9 protein-coding genes are annotated in these 15,623 nt (G+C 69.1%); 8 read left to right on the top strand and 1 reads right to left on the bottom strand.

The features are described from left to right. Positions 1–55: 55 nt before the first annotated feature. The 7 genes from ACWIHT_RS15950 to ACWIHT_RS15920 all read left to right on the top strand — a co-directional run bounded on the left by ACWIHT_RS15950 (position 56) and on the right by ACWIHT_RS15920 (position 13,252). Complete coding sequence (locus ACWIHT_RS15950; protein WP_456168508.1) at positions 56–1,585, top strand: carboxylesterase/lipase family protein; 1,530 nt, start codon at positions 56–58, stop codon at positions 1,583–1,585. A 306-nt stretch (positions 1,586–1,891) separates the two neighbouring features. After that, positions 1,892–3,355 (top strand): MFS transporter, encoded by a 1,464-nt coding sequence (locus ACWIHT_RS15945; protein WP_456168507.1) that lies wholly within the window; start codon positions 1,892–1,894, stop codon positions 3,353–3,355. 115 nt (positions 3,356–3,470) lie between these two features. After that, a complete protein-coding gene (locus tag ACWIHT_RS15940; protein ID WP_456168505.1) occupies positions 3,471–5,909 on the top strand; it encodes a glycoside hydrolase family 2 TIM barrel-domain containing protein in 2,439 nt (812 codons plus the stop codon). A 41-nt stretch (positions 5,910–5,950) separates the two neighbouring features. Then, the gene (locus ACWIHT_RS15935) at positions 5,951–7,393 is read left to right on the top strand and encodes a family 43 glycosylhydrolase (RefSeq protein ID WP_456168503.1); all 1,443 of its coding nucleotides are present in this window, start codon (positions 5,951–5,953) and stop codon (positions 7,391–7,393) included. Continuing rightward, positions 7,380–9,506 (top strand): hypothetical protein, encoded by a 2,127-nt coding sequence (locus ACWIHT_RS15930; RefSeq protein WP_456168501.1) that lies wholly within the window; start codon positions 7,380–7,382, stop codon positions 9,504–9,506. Before ACWIHT_RS15935 ends, ACWIHT_RS15930 begins: the two co-directional genes overlap by 14 nt. Positions 9,507–9,564: 58 nt before the next feature. Beyond that, a complete protein-coding gene (locus ACWIHT_RS15925) occupies positions 9,565–12,021 on the top strand; it encodes a glycoside hydrolase family 3 N-terminal domain-containing protein (protein WP_456168499.1) in 2,457 nt (818 codons plus the stop codon). 31 nt (positions 12,022–12,052) lie between these two features. Beyond that, complete coding sequence (locus ACWIHT_RS15920; protein WP_456168497.1) at positions 12,053–13,252, top strand: glycoside hydrolase family 1 protein; 1,200 nt, start codon at positions 12,053–12,055, stop codon at positions 13,250–13,252. Positions 13,253–13,297: 45 nt separating this feature from the next. Here the strand turns inward: ACWIHT_RS15920 and ACWIHT_RS15915 are convergent, their stop codons facing one another. After that, on the bottom strand, positions 13,298–14,473 hold the full coding sequence (locus ACWIHT_RS15915) for an ROK family protein (RefSeq protein WP_456168495.1): 1,176 nt from the start codon (positions 14,471–14,473) through the stop codon (positions 13,298–13,300). A 121-nt stretch (positions 14,474–14,594) separates the two neighbouring features. Here ACWIHT_RS15915 and ACWIHT_RS15910 point away from each other — a divergent pair, with 121 nt between their 5' ends. After that, complete coding sequence (locus ACWIHT_RS15910; protein WP_456168493.1) at positions 14,595–15,617, top strand: sugar ABC transporter substrate-binding protein; 1,023 nt, start codon at positions 14,595–14,597, stop codon at positions 15,615–15,617. Positions 15,618–15,623 lie beyond the last annotated feature (6 nt).

Here is a 15,623-nt window from a genome sequence, read left to right as displayed (position 1 = left end):
ACGGCCGTCCTGCGGTGCCGCCGGGTCCCGTTCCGTCAGCAGGTCCAAGGAGTGAATGATGACGATCACCGCCTCCGTGGAAACAGCTCAAGGGAAGCTGGAAGGGCGGGTGTTGGCGGAAGGCGGGCTGCTCTTCGCGGGCATCCCGTTCGCGCAGCCGCCCATCGGACGACTGCGACTTCGGCCACCGCAGCCGCCGCGGCCATGGGCGGGCACCCGCGACGCGTCGGTCTTCGGCCCACCGCCACCGCAGAACCCCGGCTTCTCGCTCCCGCCCGACACCGTCCGGTCGGAGGACTGCCTGTACGCGAACATCTGGACGCCGGACGTCAGCGGCGCCCGACCCGTCATGGTCTGGATCTACGGCGGCGGCTTCGAAACCGGCAGCGCCGCACCGCCGGTCACCGACGGGAACCAGCTGATGCGCGGCGGGGACGTCGTCGTCGTGAGTTTCAACTACCGCGTCGGAGCACTCGGGTTCCTCGATCTGACCGGAATCGGCGGCGAGGCCTGGTCCGACACGGTCAATCTGGGACTCCAGGACCAGGTCGCGGCGCTGCGCTGGATCCGCGACAACATCGGGCGATTCGGCGGCGACCCGAGCAATGTCACCATCTTCGGCAACTCCGCCGGGGGTTGCGCCGTGGGCTGCCTACTGGCCATGCCAAGTGCACGCGGCCTGTTTCACCGCGCCGCGATGATGAGCCCGCCGATCTCCCGGATCTACTCACCGTCCACGTCGAAACGCCTGACCATCGGCCTCTTCGACGCCCTCGGCATTCACCGGCCCGAGGAGCTCGCGAGCGTCCCCGTCGAGCGCATACTCGCCGCCCAGTCCGGGATCGTCCCGGCCGACATGGGCACCCGCTCCCTCCCCGGTGGACAGTCCTGGGGACCGGTGCTGGACGGAACCGTCGTCCCCCGCACCCCCCTTCAGGCCGCCGACGCCGGCCTGACGGCGGATGTGCCGTTGCTGATCGGGGCGAACCGCGACGAGATGCTCGTATTCGAGCAGTTCGACGAAACACCGCGCACAGCGGACACCGTACGAGCCGATATGGCGGCCGCGATCGGAGAATCCGCCGCCCAGGCCCTCTGGGACAGCTATGAGGCGGCCGAGCCCGCCGCCTCGGTGACGCGACTCCGGCTGCGCTTCCTGAGTGACTACATCTACCGGATCGCCGCCTCACGCATGGCCGACGCGCACACCCGCGCCGGCGGCACCGCCTTCGAGTACCTCTTCACGGCCGACCTGCCCGGCGTCGGCGCGGGCCACGGCACCGAAGTGGCCCTCGTTTTCGGCACCTACGCCGATGCCGCGAACCTGCTCGCGCCGGCATACAGCCAGTGGCCCGCATCGCCCGAACTCAGCGAGCGCATGATGACGGCCTGGACCGCTTTCGCCCGCTCCGGCGACCCCGGCTGGACATCCCACACACCCGAAGCCCCGGATGTCCATGTGTTCGGCGGAGACGGCCCGACCGCCGAGCCGCCTGCCCACACCAGCAAGTCCTGGCAGCTGGCCACCCATCACGACACGGTCCCCGACGAGGCTCCCCGCACGGATTCCTTCAAGACGGCCTGACACCGGCAGCCAGAAGACCTGCGTGAGCCCCCAGCCTCCCGGGCCGCCTGTTACCTGAACGTTACGAACCGGCTACTTGTCGCCCTTCCGCAGGGGATCTAGCTTGCTAACGCGCGTAACTAACGCGCGTCAGTGACGTCACCCCGCAGCGTTCTGCCCGCGGTTCACAGCAACAGAGCCATGCCCGCTTCGGCTGCCATCACGAGTGGCGCGTCGAGGAGTTCGACGGACTCGGTACCTCTCCGAACGTTCGACGACGCAGCACCCGCACATACCCCTCCCGCTCCACATGCAGGAAAGGCCGCCATGCTCGACAAGACGATCACTCCCCCATCCGCAGAGGAAGCGACGGGTTTCAGCGCACGCCACGCGCTGGTCCTCTTCGCGCTTCTCCTGTCCGTCGCGCTGAGCCCGATCGTCGGCCTGGTGAGTGGCAACGCCCAGGCCGAGATAGCGATCCACTTCCACACCACCCAGATCGCCTGGTTCACCCTGACCGGCGCACTGGTCAGCACGTTCCTGCTGCCCTTCGTGGTCAAGGCCGCCGGGATCTACGGCAAGAAGCGCGTGATCATCATCGTCACCGCGCTCGGCCTGGTCGGTGACCTCATCGCGACCCTCGCGACGGACTACCGCACGCTGCTCCTGGGACGGGGCATCGCCGGCATCTACACCACGGCCGGCGCCGTGGCCTACTCCGCGGCCCGCGATGTGTTCCCGCGCAAGCTGGTCGGACCGTCGAGCGCGGTGCTCGCCGGCAGTGTCGGCATGGTCGGCGTCGGCGGCCCCTTCCTGTCGGGGTGGGTCATCGACACCTGGGGGTTCCGCGGCGCGCTGTGGTTCATGGTGATCGCCACCGCGTTCGGCCTCGCGGTCCTGCTCGCGTTCCTGCCCGAGAGCCCGGTGCGCGAAGCACGCGTCCGCATGGACTGGCTGGGCGGGTTCCTGCTGGGCGGTGCCCTCACCGCGATCGCCTACGCCGTCGGCAAGGGCTCGGAGTGGGGCTGGACCAGCGGCAAGTTCTTCGCCTACCTCGGTGTGGCCCTGCTGGCGCTGATCGCCTTCTCGTTCACACAGACCCGGACCGAGAACCCGCTGTTCCCGATGACCCTGCTGGCCCGGCGCCAGGTCTGGACCGTGCTGCTCGCCACCGGGGTGTCCGCGGGCGCGCTGTACTCCGTGGGCGTCGTGATGCAGCTGCTCGCGCTGATGCCGAAGATCCCCACCATCTCCGACGGTCTGGGCTGGTCGGCGACGCACAACGCGGTGGTCACCGCTCCGATCAGCGCCACGATCATCCTGTCGGCCGTCGCGACCGGCATCCTGGCCCGCAAGGTCGACCCCAGGATCATGCTGGCCACGGGCGGTGTCCTCACCACCGTCGGGTACAGCATCGGCGCCCAGTGGCACGACACGGCGGGCCACATCATCTCGTGGGGCGTGCTCAGCGGGCTCGGCATGGGCATGGTCGTCTCCAGTGTCCCGATCATGATCATCGCGGCCGTGTCCCCCGAGGAGCAGGCTCTGGGCAACGGCGCCCAGAACATGGTGCAGGGCATCACCCAGGTCGTCATCTCGCAGCTCGCCTTCGTGCTCATGGCCAGGGGCGGCAAGGTCCTGAAGGGCACGCAGTTCTACAACGACTCCGGTTTCAGCAACGGCTTCTGGCTGGTCGCGGGTTGCTGCGCGGTCGGGACCCTGCTGGTGCTGCTGATCCCGAAGACCAAGAAGCTCGACGAGGTCGAAGCCGGCCAGGCGGCGACCGTCTGACCGCCGCCGGGGTCGACTCCGCCCGACCGGAGTCGACCCCGGCGGATTCCACCGCGACACCGGTCGGGAAGTGACCCGCGCAGACGCAACTCGCTCACGGAGTAAGGACGTTCCTTTGATTCGCGTTTCCTTCAACGACGACTGGCAGTACAGGCCGAAGGTCAACCCCTTCGCCGAACTGGGCGGTCACTCGGTCCCGTTCCAGCCGGTGACCGTGCCGCACGACGCGATGATCGGGCAGGAGCGCGACGGCACGCGCCCAGAGAGTGGTGCCGGCGCCTACTTTCCCGGCGGCACCTTCGAATACCGCAAGACCTTCCACGTGCCCGAGGAACTCCGGGGCAAGCGGATCCTCCTGGAGTTTGAAGGCGTCTATCGCGACGCGACCGTCCACATCAACGGCGCCTACGCCGGCCAACGCCCCTACGGCTACTCGCAGTTCCTGATCGACGCCGACCGCTTCCTGCGGTTCGGCGAGGACAACGAGATCCGGGTCGAGGCCCGCGCCCACCGCGACTCCCGCTGGTACACCGGCTCGGGCCTCTACCGCGACACCTGGATGCTGATCGGCGACCCGGTCCGGATCTCGCCCGCCGGCGTCCGCGTCAACACCCCTGACATCGAGCGGGAGTTGGCCGTCGTCGAGGTCGCGACGAGGGTCGAGAACGACTCCCTCGCGATCCGGACCGTCGACGTGCGCACCGAGATCCACGACAGCGCCGGGACGCCGGTCGCGAGCGACGACTCGCGGATCACCGTGCTGCCCGGCGAACCCGCCGTATGCCGTCAGCGCCTCTACGTCGACGATCCAGCCCTGTGGAGTCCGGACTCCCCCGACCTGTACACCGCCGGTGTGACCCTGACGGACGGCGACGACGAGGTGGACACCGAGACCGTCACCTTCGGCATCCGCTCGCTCCACCTCGACCCCCGCCACGGTCTGCGCGTCAACGGCGAGAGCGTCAAGCTGCGCGGTGCGTGCGTCCACCACGACAACGGCGTGCTGGGCGCGGCGACTTACGCCCGCGCCGAGGAACGACGGGTCGAACTCCTCAAGGACGCCGGGTTCAACGCGATCCGTATGTCCCACAACCCCATGAGCAGGGCCATGTTGGACGCCTGCGACCGGCTCGGTGTGCTGGTGGTGGACGAGGCCTTCGACATGTGGACCTCGGGCAAGAGCGAGTTCGACTACAGCCTGAGCTTCCCGGAGTGGTGGGAGCGTGACATCGAGGCGATGGTCGCCAAGAACTTCAACCACCCCAGCGTGATCATGTACTCGATCGGCAACGAGATCCCCGAGACCGGCTCCCCGTCGGGCTCCGCCTGGGGCCGCCTGCTCGCCGAGAAGGTCCGCTCGCTGGACGGCACGCGCTATGTCACCAACGGGGTCAACGGGATGCTGGCCGTGATGGCCGAACTGGCCTCCCTGCGCAAGCAGTCGGCCGCGCCGGTCGAGGAGGGCGCCGGTATCAACACCCTGATGGCCGACCCGGCACAGGGAATGAACGCGATCGGCGCCTCGGAGTTGGTGACGCGTCGTACGGCGGAGTCCTTCGCCGTCCTGGACGTGGCCGGCATGAACTACATGGAGGCCCGGTACGCGCCCGACCGGGAGCTGTTCCCGAACCGGATCGTCCTCGGCACGGAGTCCTTCACCACGCGGATCGACGAGATCTGGCACCTGGTCGAGCAACACAGCCATGTCATCGGCGACTTCGCCTGGACCGGCTGGGACTACCTCGGCGAGGTCGGTATCGGCAGGGCGCAGTACATCACCCCGGACAGCCCCCGGGCTGCCTTCTCCGCGCCCTATCCGCACCTGCTGGCGGAGACCGGTGACATCGACATCACCGGCCACCGGCGGCCCGCCTCCTACTACCGGGAGATCGTCTTCGGTCTGCGCGCCCGGCCCTACCTGGCGGTCAAGCGGCCCGAGCACCACGGCAAGACCTTCGCCGGCACGCCTTGGGCCTGGAGCGACTCCATCGCCGGCTGGACCTGGCCCGGTTTCGAGGACGCGCCGATCACGGTCGAGGTCTACAGCGACGCCGACGAGGTCGAACTCCTGGTCAACGGGCGCTCGTTGGGACGGCAGGCGGTCGGAGCGGGCCACCGGTTCCGAACCGAGTTCGAAACGGTCTACGAGCCCGGCGAAGTCCTCGCGATCGCCTACCGGGACGGCACCGAAACCGGCCGTACCGCGCTGCGTTCCGCCACCGGCCCGGTGCGTCTGTGCGCCGAGGCCGACCGGCAGGCCGTCACGGCCACCGGCGGCGACCTCGCCTACATCACCTTCACCCTGACGGACTCCGACGGCACCCCGCACCCCGCGGCCGACCGTCTGGTGAGCCTCCAAGTCTCCGGCGCGGGGACGTTGATCGGCTTCGGGAGCGCCGTTCCCTCGACCGAGGAGCGCTTCGACGCCAAGGAACGGCACACGTACGAGGGTCGTCTCCTCGCCGTCGTCCGCCCGACGGGTACCGGCGAGATCCGTCTCACCGCCAGCGCTCCGGAGTGCGAGCCGGTCGAAGTCGTCGTCACCGTCCAGTAGGCCGTCGAAGCACCGGGCACAGCCGCAAGGAAGGCGCCGCGTTGAGCCATCACCCCGTCCTCCCCGGGTTCCATCCGGATCCGTCCATCTGCCGTGTAGGCGACGACTACTACCTCGTCAACTCGTCGTTCGAGTACCTCCCCGGTGTCCCGGTCTTCCACAGCCGGGACCTGCGGCACTGGGAGCAGATCGGGAACGTGCTCGACCGCGAGGACCAACTCGTCCTTCCCTCCGAGCAGGGCAGCGGGGGCATCTTCGCTCCGACCCTGCGCCATCACGGTGGCCTGTTCTGGCTGATCACGACGAACATCGCGGACGTCCGCAGGGGCCATCTCGTGGTGAGCGCCGAGAATCCGGCCGGCCCCTGGAGCACCCCGGTGTACACCGCGGGTGCGGTCGGCATCGATCCGGACCTCACGTGGGAAGTCGAGGGCACCTGCCATCTCACGTGGGCCTCGGGCCGGCCGGACAGGCCGATCCTTCAGGCGGTGCTTGATCCAAGTACCGGCGAACTGCTGTCGGAACCACGGGCGTTGTGGAGCGGGACGGGCCTGGCCCACCCCGAGGGCCCGCACCTTTACCGGCGTGGGTCCTGGTGGTACCTGCTCATCGCCGAGGGCGGCACCGAGCGGGGGCACGCGGTGTCGGTGGCGCGCTCCCGCTCCCTGACCGGCCCGTTCGAGGGTGCTCCGGCCAACCCCGTTCTCACGCACCGGAGTTCGAGCCACCCGGTGCAGAACACCGGTCACGCGGACCTCGTGGAGCTGCCGTCCGGCGAATGGGCCGCGGTCCACCTCGGCGTACGGCCTCGCGGGACCACACCCGGCTTCCACGTCAACGGACGGGAGACGTTCCTCGCCGCCGTCCGCTGGGAGGACGACTGGCCGGTGTTCGACGACGACTTCACCGCGCCCGTGCTGCACCCGCGCTGGATCTCGCCCGGCGTCCATCCGGCGCGGTTCGCCGCCCCGGCGACGGACGGCGGAGTCGCGCTCACGGCGGCCCAACAGCCCTCCGCAGCACGCCACTTGCTGGGTGTGCGCGCCAAGGACGCGGAGTGGGAAGCCAGCGCTGTGGTGGGCGGAGGCGACATTCGCCTGGTCCTGCGGCTCAACGACGCGCACTGGGCCGGCATCGAAAAGCGCGGCCCCTCACTCGTCGCCCGCGTGGTCATCGGCGGACTCGATCACGTGCTGGCGGAGGTCCCTCGCCCTGGCCGCACCGCGGTAACGCTGTGCATCCGCGCCGTCGAACCGAAACCGGAGTCGCCATACGCGGGTGGGCCCGACCTGATCGAGTTCGGCCACCTGGACGACGGCGAGTTCAGACGGGTGGCTCAGTTCGACGGACGCTACTTCTCGACCGAGGTCGCCGGAGGCTTCACCGGCCGGGTCATCGGCGTCGAACCCCTGACCGGTACCCGCGTGGTGCGGAGCTTCAGCTACCGCCCCGGATATGAAGGAGTGTCCGGTGACCTTTCTTGACGGATCTATCGACCGGGAATCCGTGGTCCGCCGCCACACCGTCGAGTTGACGGAGGCCATCGCGTCCTGCCCGCTGACGGTCGGCAACGGCGACTTCGCGTTCACGGCCGACATCACCGGTATGCAGACCTTCACCGCGTTCCACGACCAGGCCGCCGCCCACGCGCAACGCCGGCTCGCCGTGAACACCACCACGATGTCCTCCTGGGGCTGGCACTCGATGCCCAACCCCGAGGGATTCGTGCTCGCGGACGCGATGTCCAGCTACGAGACGGCCCGCGGCCCCGTGGAGTATCCGGACAGGTTCGACGTGGCGGCCATGTCCGGCCAGGAGGTCGCCGAGGACCACCGGGCCGGCACCTGGCTCCACATGAACCCACAACGGCTCGACCTGGGTCGCGTCGGTCTCGTCCTGCGGCAGGACACGGACGCGGCGCCGGAGACCGACCCGGCAGTACTGAGCAACCCACGCCAGCGGCTCGACCTGTGGACGGGGACACTCACCAGCGTCTTCGAGTACGCCGGAGAACAGGTGCGCGTCACCACCGTCGCCGATCCCCGTCACGCGCGGGTCGCCTTCCGTATCGAGTCCGAGCTGCTCACCGACGGCCGGGCTGCGGTAGCGGTGAGGTTCCCGTACGCCAGCGACGGCTTCTTCCTCGCCTCCGACTGGTCCGCCCCCGACCGGCACACCAGCACCAACGAGCCGGTGGGCGACCGCAGTTGCCGTATCGGCCGAGTGCTCGACGACACCGAGTACACGGTCCTTCTCGACTGGTCGCGGGGCACGCTCGCCACGACGGACGACCCGCATGCCTTCGAACTCTCCACCGATGGACCGGTGTTGGAGGTCGTGGCCGCCTTCTCCCCCGATCCGGAACCGGAGTTCACGCCCACCGGCTTCGCATCGATGGCGGAGGCGGCGTCGGAACGGTGGCGCGGCTTCTGGACCTCGGGCGCCGCGATCGACTTCGCCGACAGTACGGATCCGCGCGCCGCGGAACTCGAACGCCGAGTCGTCCTCTCCCAGTACCTGACCACCGTGAACTGCTCGGGCACCCAACCCCCGCAGGAGACCGGGCTGATCACCAACTCCTGGCAGGGCAAGTTCCACCTGGAGATGCACTGGTGGCACGCAGCGCACTTCGCCGCCTGGGGACGGCCCGAACTCCTCGAACGCAGCCTCCCCTGGTACCTGTCCATCCTCGACACGGCCCGCGCCACCGCACGTCGACAGCACTACGAGGGCGCCCGCTGGCCCAAGCATGTCGGCCCTGACGGACGGGAGAGCCCCAGCGACATCGGCGCCCTGCTGATCTGGCAACAACCGCACCCGCTCTACCTGTTGGAGCTGTTGTACCGAGGACGCGGTACGGCGGAGCGCGAACAACTGCTGGCCCGGTACGCCGAACTGGTCGAGGAGACCGCCCTGTTCATGGCGTCCTTCGTGGAGCGGCGGGACGACGGCTGTCACCTGCCCGCACCGCTGATGCCGGCCCAGGAGTTCTACACCGCCGCAGCCACCGAAGACCCCACCTTCGAACTCGCCTACTGGTGGTGGGGGTTGGAGATCGCCCAGCGCTGGCGTGAACGCCTCGGCAAGGAGCGGCACAAGCGGTGGCAGCGGATCCAGGACGGCCTGACCCCACCGCACCAGGACGCGGGCCGCTACACGGCGATCGCGACAGAGCCCTACCTACGGCGTGACGACCACCCCTCGATGCTGTGCGCCCTGGGCGTCGTACCGGCCACTCCGCTCATCGACGTCGCCACCATGCGGGCAACCCTGATGGACGTCCTCGACAACTGGGAGTGGGAGACCGCCTGGGGCTGGGACTTCCCGGTCATGGCGATGACCGCGGCGCGGACCGGCCGGCCCGACCTCGCGGTCGACGCGCTCCTCATGGACAGCCCGAAGAACGGCTACCTGCCGACCGGCCACAATCCGCAGATGGGCAGCGTCCTGCCCGTCTACCTTCCCGCCAACGGTGGCCTGCTCTCGGCCGTGTCCCTGATGGCCGCCGGTTGGGAGGGCGCCGACACCGACTGCCCCGGCTTCCCCGACGACGGGACCTGGTCGGTACGGCACGAGGGCTTCGTCCCGTGGCCCTGACCCCCGGATCCCGTGAGTCGAACCGAAGTCGTCGTCACCGCGCTGCCAGGAGAACGCCATGTCCCTGTCCAAGAACACCCTGTCCTGGGATCGCGAAGCCGTCTCGGGGCTCGTCTCCAAGCTGACGCTTGAGCAGAAGATCGCGCAGCTGACCGGTTTCGGCGTGGCGGAGATCTTCATCCGGTCGGCCGACGGCGCCGCGAAGGCCCCCGTCCCTGATCCGAGCCTCGTCCCCGTGCTGCGTCCGCACGGTGTGGGGCACCTGTCCATGGCGTGGTTCCTCGGGCACGACGCCGAAAGCCTGCGTATGGACCTCGCGCGCATCCAGGACGCGATCCGGGAGACCTCGCCGTTCGGCATCGGAGCCCTGGTCCACAACGAGGGCATCAGCGGGTTCCTGCACGTGTCGGGCTCGCAGTTCCCCACCGCCTGGGCGCAGGCCGCGACGTGGGACCCCGACCTCGTCGAACAAGCCGCCGCGGTGACCTCGGCGCACATGCGCCACTCCGGCGTCCAGCTCCTCTTCTCCCCCGTCATGGACATCAACCGCGATCCCCGCTGGGGCCGCGTCCACGAGACCTACGGCGAGGACCCCGAACTGGCGGCCAGGTTCTCCGTCTCCTTCGTGCGCGGCGTCCAGGGCGCGCACCAGGACAACGGTGTCCCGGAGAACGGCGTCCTCGCGACCGGCAAGCACTTCCTGGGCTACGGCGCCTCGGAGGCCGGACTCAACACCGCGATCACCCAACTGGGCCGACGGGCACTCGCCGACGAATACGCCGAGCCGTTCCGCCGGACGATCGCCGAGGCGGGGCTCTCTGTCGTCATGAACTCCTACAACGAGATCGACGGCATCCCCGCCGCCGCCAACCGCTGGCTGCTGACCGATCTCCTGCGCGGGCAGCTCGGCTTCGACGGCCTGGTCGTCAGCGACTACTCCGCCGTGAACCTCCTGCGTGTCGCCTACCGCACCGCCGTCACCGAGGGCGATGCCGCCCGGCAGGCGCTCACCGCCGGCCTGGACGTCGAACTGCCCGGCGACGACAACTTCGCCGCGCTCGTCGCCGAGGTGGAGAGCGGGCGGCTCGACGAGAGCGTGGTCGACACCGCCGTAGCGAGAGTCCTGACGACGAAGGCACGGGTCGGTCTGATCCCCGCCTTCCGTCCCGCACCGGCCGCCGCCGAGCGGCACACGGCCGGTCAACTCACCGACGTGGAAAGGCCGTTGCCCGCTCCCCCGGATCCCGAAGAGGCCGCCGCGATCCGGCGGTCGATCGCGGAACGCAGTCTGGTGCTGCTCACGAACGACGGGATCCTGCCTCTGACGCCCGGCGCGCGCCGCGTCCTCCTCGTCGGTCCGGCCGCGGACGAGCTGCGCATCCACTTCGCCGCCTACACCTCGGTCGCCGCCGGCGAGATGCCGATCGGGATGCGGGCCGTACGTGAGGGCAGGGTTCCCGGAGTGGATCCGGCGAACTTCGTGTTCACCGACATCTTCCAGACCCGGATCCCGAACCTCGACCCCGTCTTCGAGGAACAGGCCCGGAAGATCCACCCCGCCGCGCCGACCGTCCTCGACGCGCTGCGCGAGTTCGACTCGACGGTCGAGTTCGTGACCCTGGGCCGGTTCGCCACAGATACGGGTGAGGACCTGGATCCGTCGGTGGTGCGCGCGGCCGTCGGCGGCGCGGACCTGGTCGTCGCCGTCGTCGGCGAACGTACGGGCTGGGTGGGCGCCAACACGGCGGGCGAGGGCCAGTCGACGGCGGCTCCGGTGCTGCCCGGGGACCAGGAGGAACTCCTCGCGCTGCTCGCCGCGACCGGAAAGCCACTGGTGACCGTGGTCGTCTCGGGCCGCCCGCTGCTGCTCGAACCGGTCGCCCGGGTGTCGAACGCCGTCCTGCTCGCACCGCTCCTGGGCGAGGAGGCCGGCCGGGCCGTCGCTTCGACGGTCTTCGGGAAGACCAATCCCAGCGGCAAGCTGCCTAGCACCTTCCCCCGACACCTCGGACAGCTGCCCCTCTACCACGGCCACCACCACGGCAGCGGATACGACCACCCGACCGGGACCCGCCACGGCTACGGCGACCTCGAACACCAGGGCCCGCTCTACGCGTTCGGCCACGGCCTCTCCTACACGTCGTTCGCCCTCGACCTCGACGCGGAAGAGGGGCCGTCCGTGGAGCTGGTCGACGGGACGATACGGGCGGGGCTCCGGGTGGCGAACACGGGCGCCCGCGACGGCGAAACGGTGGTGCAGTTGTACGCGCGGGTCGAGGCCGCGTCCGTGGTCCGCCCGGTCCGGCAGCTGATCCAGTTCCAGCGGGTCGCACTGACCGCCGGCGAGAGCCGTCGGGTCGTCCTGGAGGCGCCGCTCGAACGGCTCCACCACACGCTGCCCGACGACCGCCGCGGAATCGAGGCGGGTGACGTCACCGTGCTCGCCGGATTCAGCAGTGCCGACATCCGCCGCGCCGCGACGATCACCGTCGACGGCCCCGACACCACGTTCTGACCCACCCGTTCGAGCACGAAGGATCTGGACGATGACCCGACTCGTACCCGGCTTCCTCTGGGGAGCGGCGACCGCGCCGCACCAGGTGGAGGGCAACAACGTCAACAGCGACTGGTGGCAACGGGAGTTGCGTACTCCCGGAATGGAGCGCAGCGGCGACGCCGTGGACAACTACCACCGTTACGCCGAGGACATGCGACTGCTCGCCGACGCCGGACTCAACAGCTACCGGTTCGGCATCGAATGGGCCCGTGTAGAGCCGAACCAGGGGCAGATCTCCCGCGCCGAACTCGCGCACTACCGGCGGATGATCGACACCGCCGTCGAGTTGGGACTCACACCGGTCGTCACCCTGCATCACTTCACGGGCCCGCGCTGGTTCGCCGAGGACGAGGGCTGGCTCGGCCCGAAGGCCGTCGAGCGCTTCGAGACCTACGTCCGGGCCGTCACCGGCATCCTCGGCGGCGTCGAGTGGGTCTGCACCATCAACGAGCCCAACATGCTGGCCCTGATGGTGTGGATGAGCGACCCCGTGCGATCGGCCGAGATACGCAAGCAGCTGATCACTCCCACCGTCGAGGACGGCGAGTACCCGGTGCTGCCGGATCCCGATCCCGAGGTCGGGTTCCGGTTGGCCGAGGCACACCACGCCGCCCGCGAGATCCTGAAGCGCGAGACGGACGCCAGAGTCGGGTGGACGGTGGCCAATCCGGCGCTCACCGCGACCCCCGGCAACGAGGCCAAGCTGCGCGAGGTGCGGTACATCAAGGAGGACCTCTATCTGGAGGCGGCCCGCGGCGACGACTTCGTCGGAGTGCAGTCGTACTCAAGTCAGGCCGTCGACGAGAACGGTGTCGTCCCGCATCCGGACGCCCCGAACAACACCCTCACCGGCAACGCCTACCGCCCCGACGCCATCGGGATCGCGGTACGGCACACCTGGGAGGTGACGGGCGGCGTACCGATCCTGGTCACGGAGAACGGCATCGCCACCGCCAACGACAACCAGCGCATCGCCTACACCTCGAAGGCGCTGCAACACCTGTTCGCGGCCGTCGACGACGGCATCGACGTCCGCGGATACCTTCACTGGAGCGCCCTGGACAACTTCGAGTGGGGTCACTGGAGGCCGACGTTCGGCCTCATCGCCGTCGACCGGGAGACCTTCGAGCGCAAGCCGAAATCGAGCCTGGCCTGGCTCGGCGAGGTCGCCCGCGGCAGCTACCTCTGAGCGCCGGCGCCATCGGCGCGCCGACGCTCGGGGCAGCCTTCTCGGCTAGAAGGCCTCGGCAACCGCGTTCGGGTCCTTGAGCCGCAGGAACGCGTGCAGCCCGAGGACGCTGGCACCGAGGATGACGGCGCCGCCGCCGACGTCCGAGACACGGATGGTGAGATCCTCGGTCGCCATCAGGAAGGCCTCGCGGTAGAGGGATTCACGGACCCCGTTCAGGAGTTCCGTCCCGACTTCCGCGAGGCTTCCGCCGAGCACGATCGACGCCGGGTTGAGAACGGAGACGTGCGGGGCCAGCGCGAGGCCTATCTTCCGTCCGCTCTCGCGGATCGCCGCCGTGACCACGGAGTCACCGTTCTCCGCGGCGGCGATGAGGGACGGCGTGGTGGGGCGCTCGATACGGTCGTGGAGTCGCCGGACCAGGGCGGATCCGCTGGCCACCGCCTCAAGGCACCCGTGTTTTCCGCACGTGCACTCGTCGTCCTCGGCCCAAGGACCACGCACGTGGCCGATGTGGCCGACCTGTCCCGTCGCGCCGCGCACCACCTTGCCGTCGACCACGACACCTGCCCCGATCCAGGTGGACGCGTTCACATAGATCATGTTCTCGGTGCCCGGGGCGGCGGTGGCCAACTCCCCGACCGCCATGAGGTTGTTGTTCCGGTCGATACGGACCGGAACGGGCAGGATGCGCGCGAGCCGGCCGGCGATGTCGTAGCCGTGCCACCGCGGCGTCCCCGGCGGATGCTGAGGGAGTCCGGTGCTGGGGTCGATGGGCGCCGCCAGCGCGACGCCGATCCCGCCCACCGGCGGGATGCCCGGCAGCGCGAGCAGCGAACGGAGCAGGCGCTCGACGACATCGAAGGTGACGTCGGGGTCCGGGTCTATGGGCTCGTCGAATCGCTCCTCGGCGAGGATCTTCTGGCGCAGATCGGTGAGCGCCACGCGCACATGACCTCCCGCGAGATCGATCACGGCGACGGTCGCATACGCGGGATTGAGCTGGAAGGTCATCGGACGGCGGCCGCCGGTCGCGGCCGAACTCCCGCCGTCCACGAGCATGCCCTGCCGGACGAGCGCTTCGATGCGCGGCCCGACGGTCGAGCGGGCGTGCCCGGACTCCGCCATGACCTCTGCCCGCGTGCGGGGCCGTCCATCCAGGAAGAGCCAGGTGAGCGGATCCAAGGGTGCGTCGGCACTCAAGGAAGGCAGGGCGGTCACATCTTCTCCTTCGCGGCAACGAAAGTATTGACTTCTAGCCTACGTCAGTCATCCTTATGACCGACGCACTACAGAAGTACGTCTCACTCACTACACTTGGCAGTCTCAACGAGGAGATCGCATGAACACCAGAACGCTCAGGGGCGTGGGTGTGTTCGCCGCGCTTGCCGTTGCGGGAGGCGGCCTCGCCGCTTGCTCGGGCAGCTCAGCCAACGCAGGTTCCAATTCGGGCAGCTCCATCGACATCGCCTACAGCGTCGATGTCCTCGACTCGACACAGAACGCCTTTCTTGAGGCCATGAAGGCCGAGGTCGCGGCCATCAACACCGGGTCCTCCGCCGTGAAGGTCAAGGCCGGGGTGAAGGTCAAACTCACCACCACCGACGCGCAGAGCAGCGTCGACAAGCAGCTCTCGGACGTGCAGACGGCGCTCGTCAAGCACCCGAACGTGCTGATCCTGAGCGCGGTCGACCCGAAGGGCTCCCTGCCGGCCGCCCAGCAGGCGAAGGCCGCGGGCGTCAAGGTCATCGACAAGCGGCCCTCGGATCCCGAGCCGTCCGTCTACGACGTGGCGTTCTACTCCAATGACGAGGCCCGCTACTCGGCCGCGACCAAGAAGTGGATCATGGGCTACCTCGCGGCCCACCCCTCGGTGACGCTGAAGGTCGGCCTCATCTACGGAGCCCCTGCCCAGACGGCACAGCTCGTCCGCGAGAACGTGATCAAGGACCTGGCGAAGCAGATGCCGGACCGCATCAAGATCGTCGCCAGCGGCTACGGGAACTGGCTCACCGCCACGGCCCAGAATCTCGCCCAGGACTGGATCCAGGCGCACCCGGACATCAACTACATCAGCGCCGCGAACGACATCATGGCCCTCGGGGCGGCCAACGCGATCAAGGCCCACGGGAAGTCCGGCTCGATCCTGCTCAGCGGCTACGACCTCACGAGCGACGGCGTGCAGCGGCTCAAGGCCGGACAGCAGGCGTTCGACACGGGAGTCAGCATCAGCGACGGCGGCAAGCAATTGATCGACACTGCGGTGAAGCTCGCGCAAGGCAAGCTCACGCAGAAGAAGGTCTACACGAATCCCGTCTATGCCGTGACGCCGGAGAACGTGAACTCGATCGCCGCCCTGAAGTAGGGACTG

The sequence above is a fragment of the Streptomyces sp. NPDC002276 genome, assembly GCF_053891435.1.
This window is presented reverse-complemented; position numbering and strand designations above follow the sequence as displayed.

Bases quoted from the DNA above. Each gene is read 5' to 3' on its own strand.
- ACWIHT_RS15950 (WP_456168508.1), top strand. From the start codon at position 56: ATGATGACGATCACCGCCTCCGTGGAAACAGCTCAAGGGAAGCTGGAA.
- ACWIHT_RS15945 (WP_456168507.1), top strand. From the start codon at position 1,892: ATGCTCGACAAGACGATCACTCCCCCATCCGCAGAGGAAGCGACGGGT.
- ACWIHT_RS15925 (WP_456168499.1), top strand. From the start codon at position 9,565: ATGTCCCTGTCCAAGAACACCCTGTCCTGGGATCGCGAAGCCGTCTCG.
- ACWIHT_RS15920 (WP_456168497.1), top strand. From the start codon at position 12,053: ATGACCCGACTCGTACCCGGCTTCCTCTGGGGAGCGGCGACCGCGCCG.
- ACWIHT_RS15910 (WP_456168493.1), top strand. From the start codon at position 14,595: ATGAACACCAGAACGCTCAGGGGCGTGGGTGTGTTCGCCGCGCTTGCC.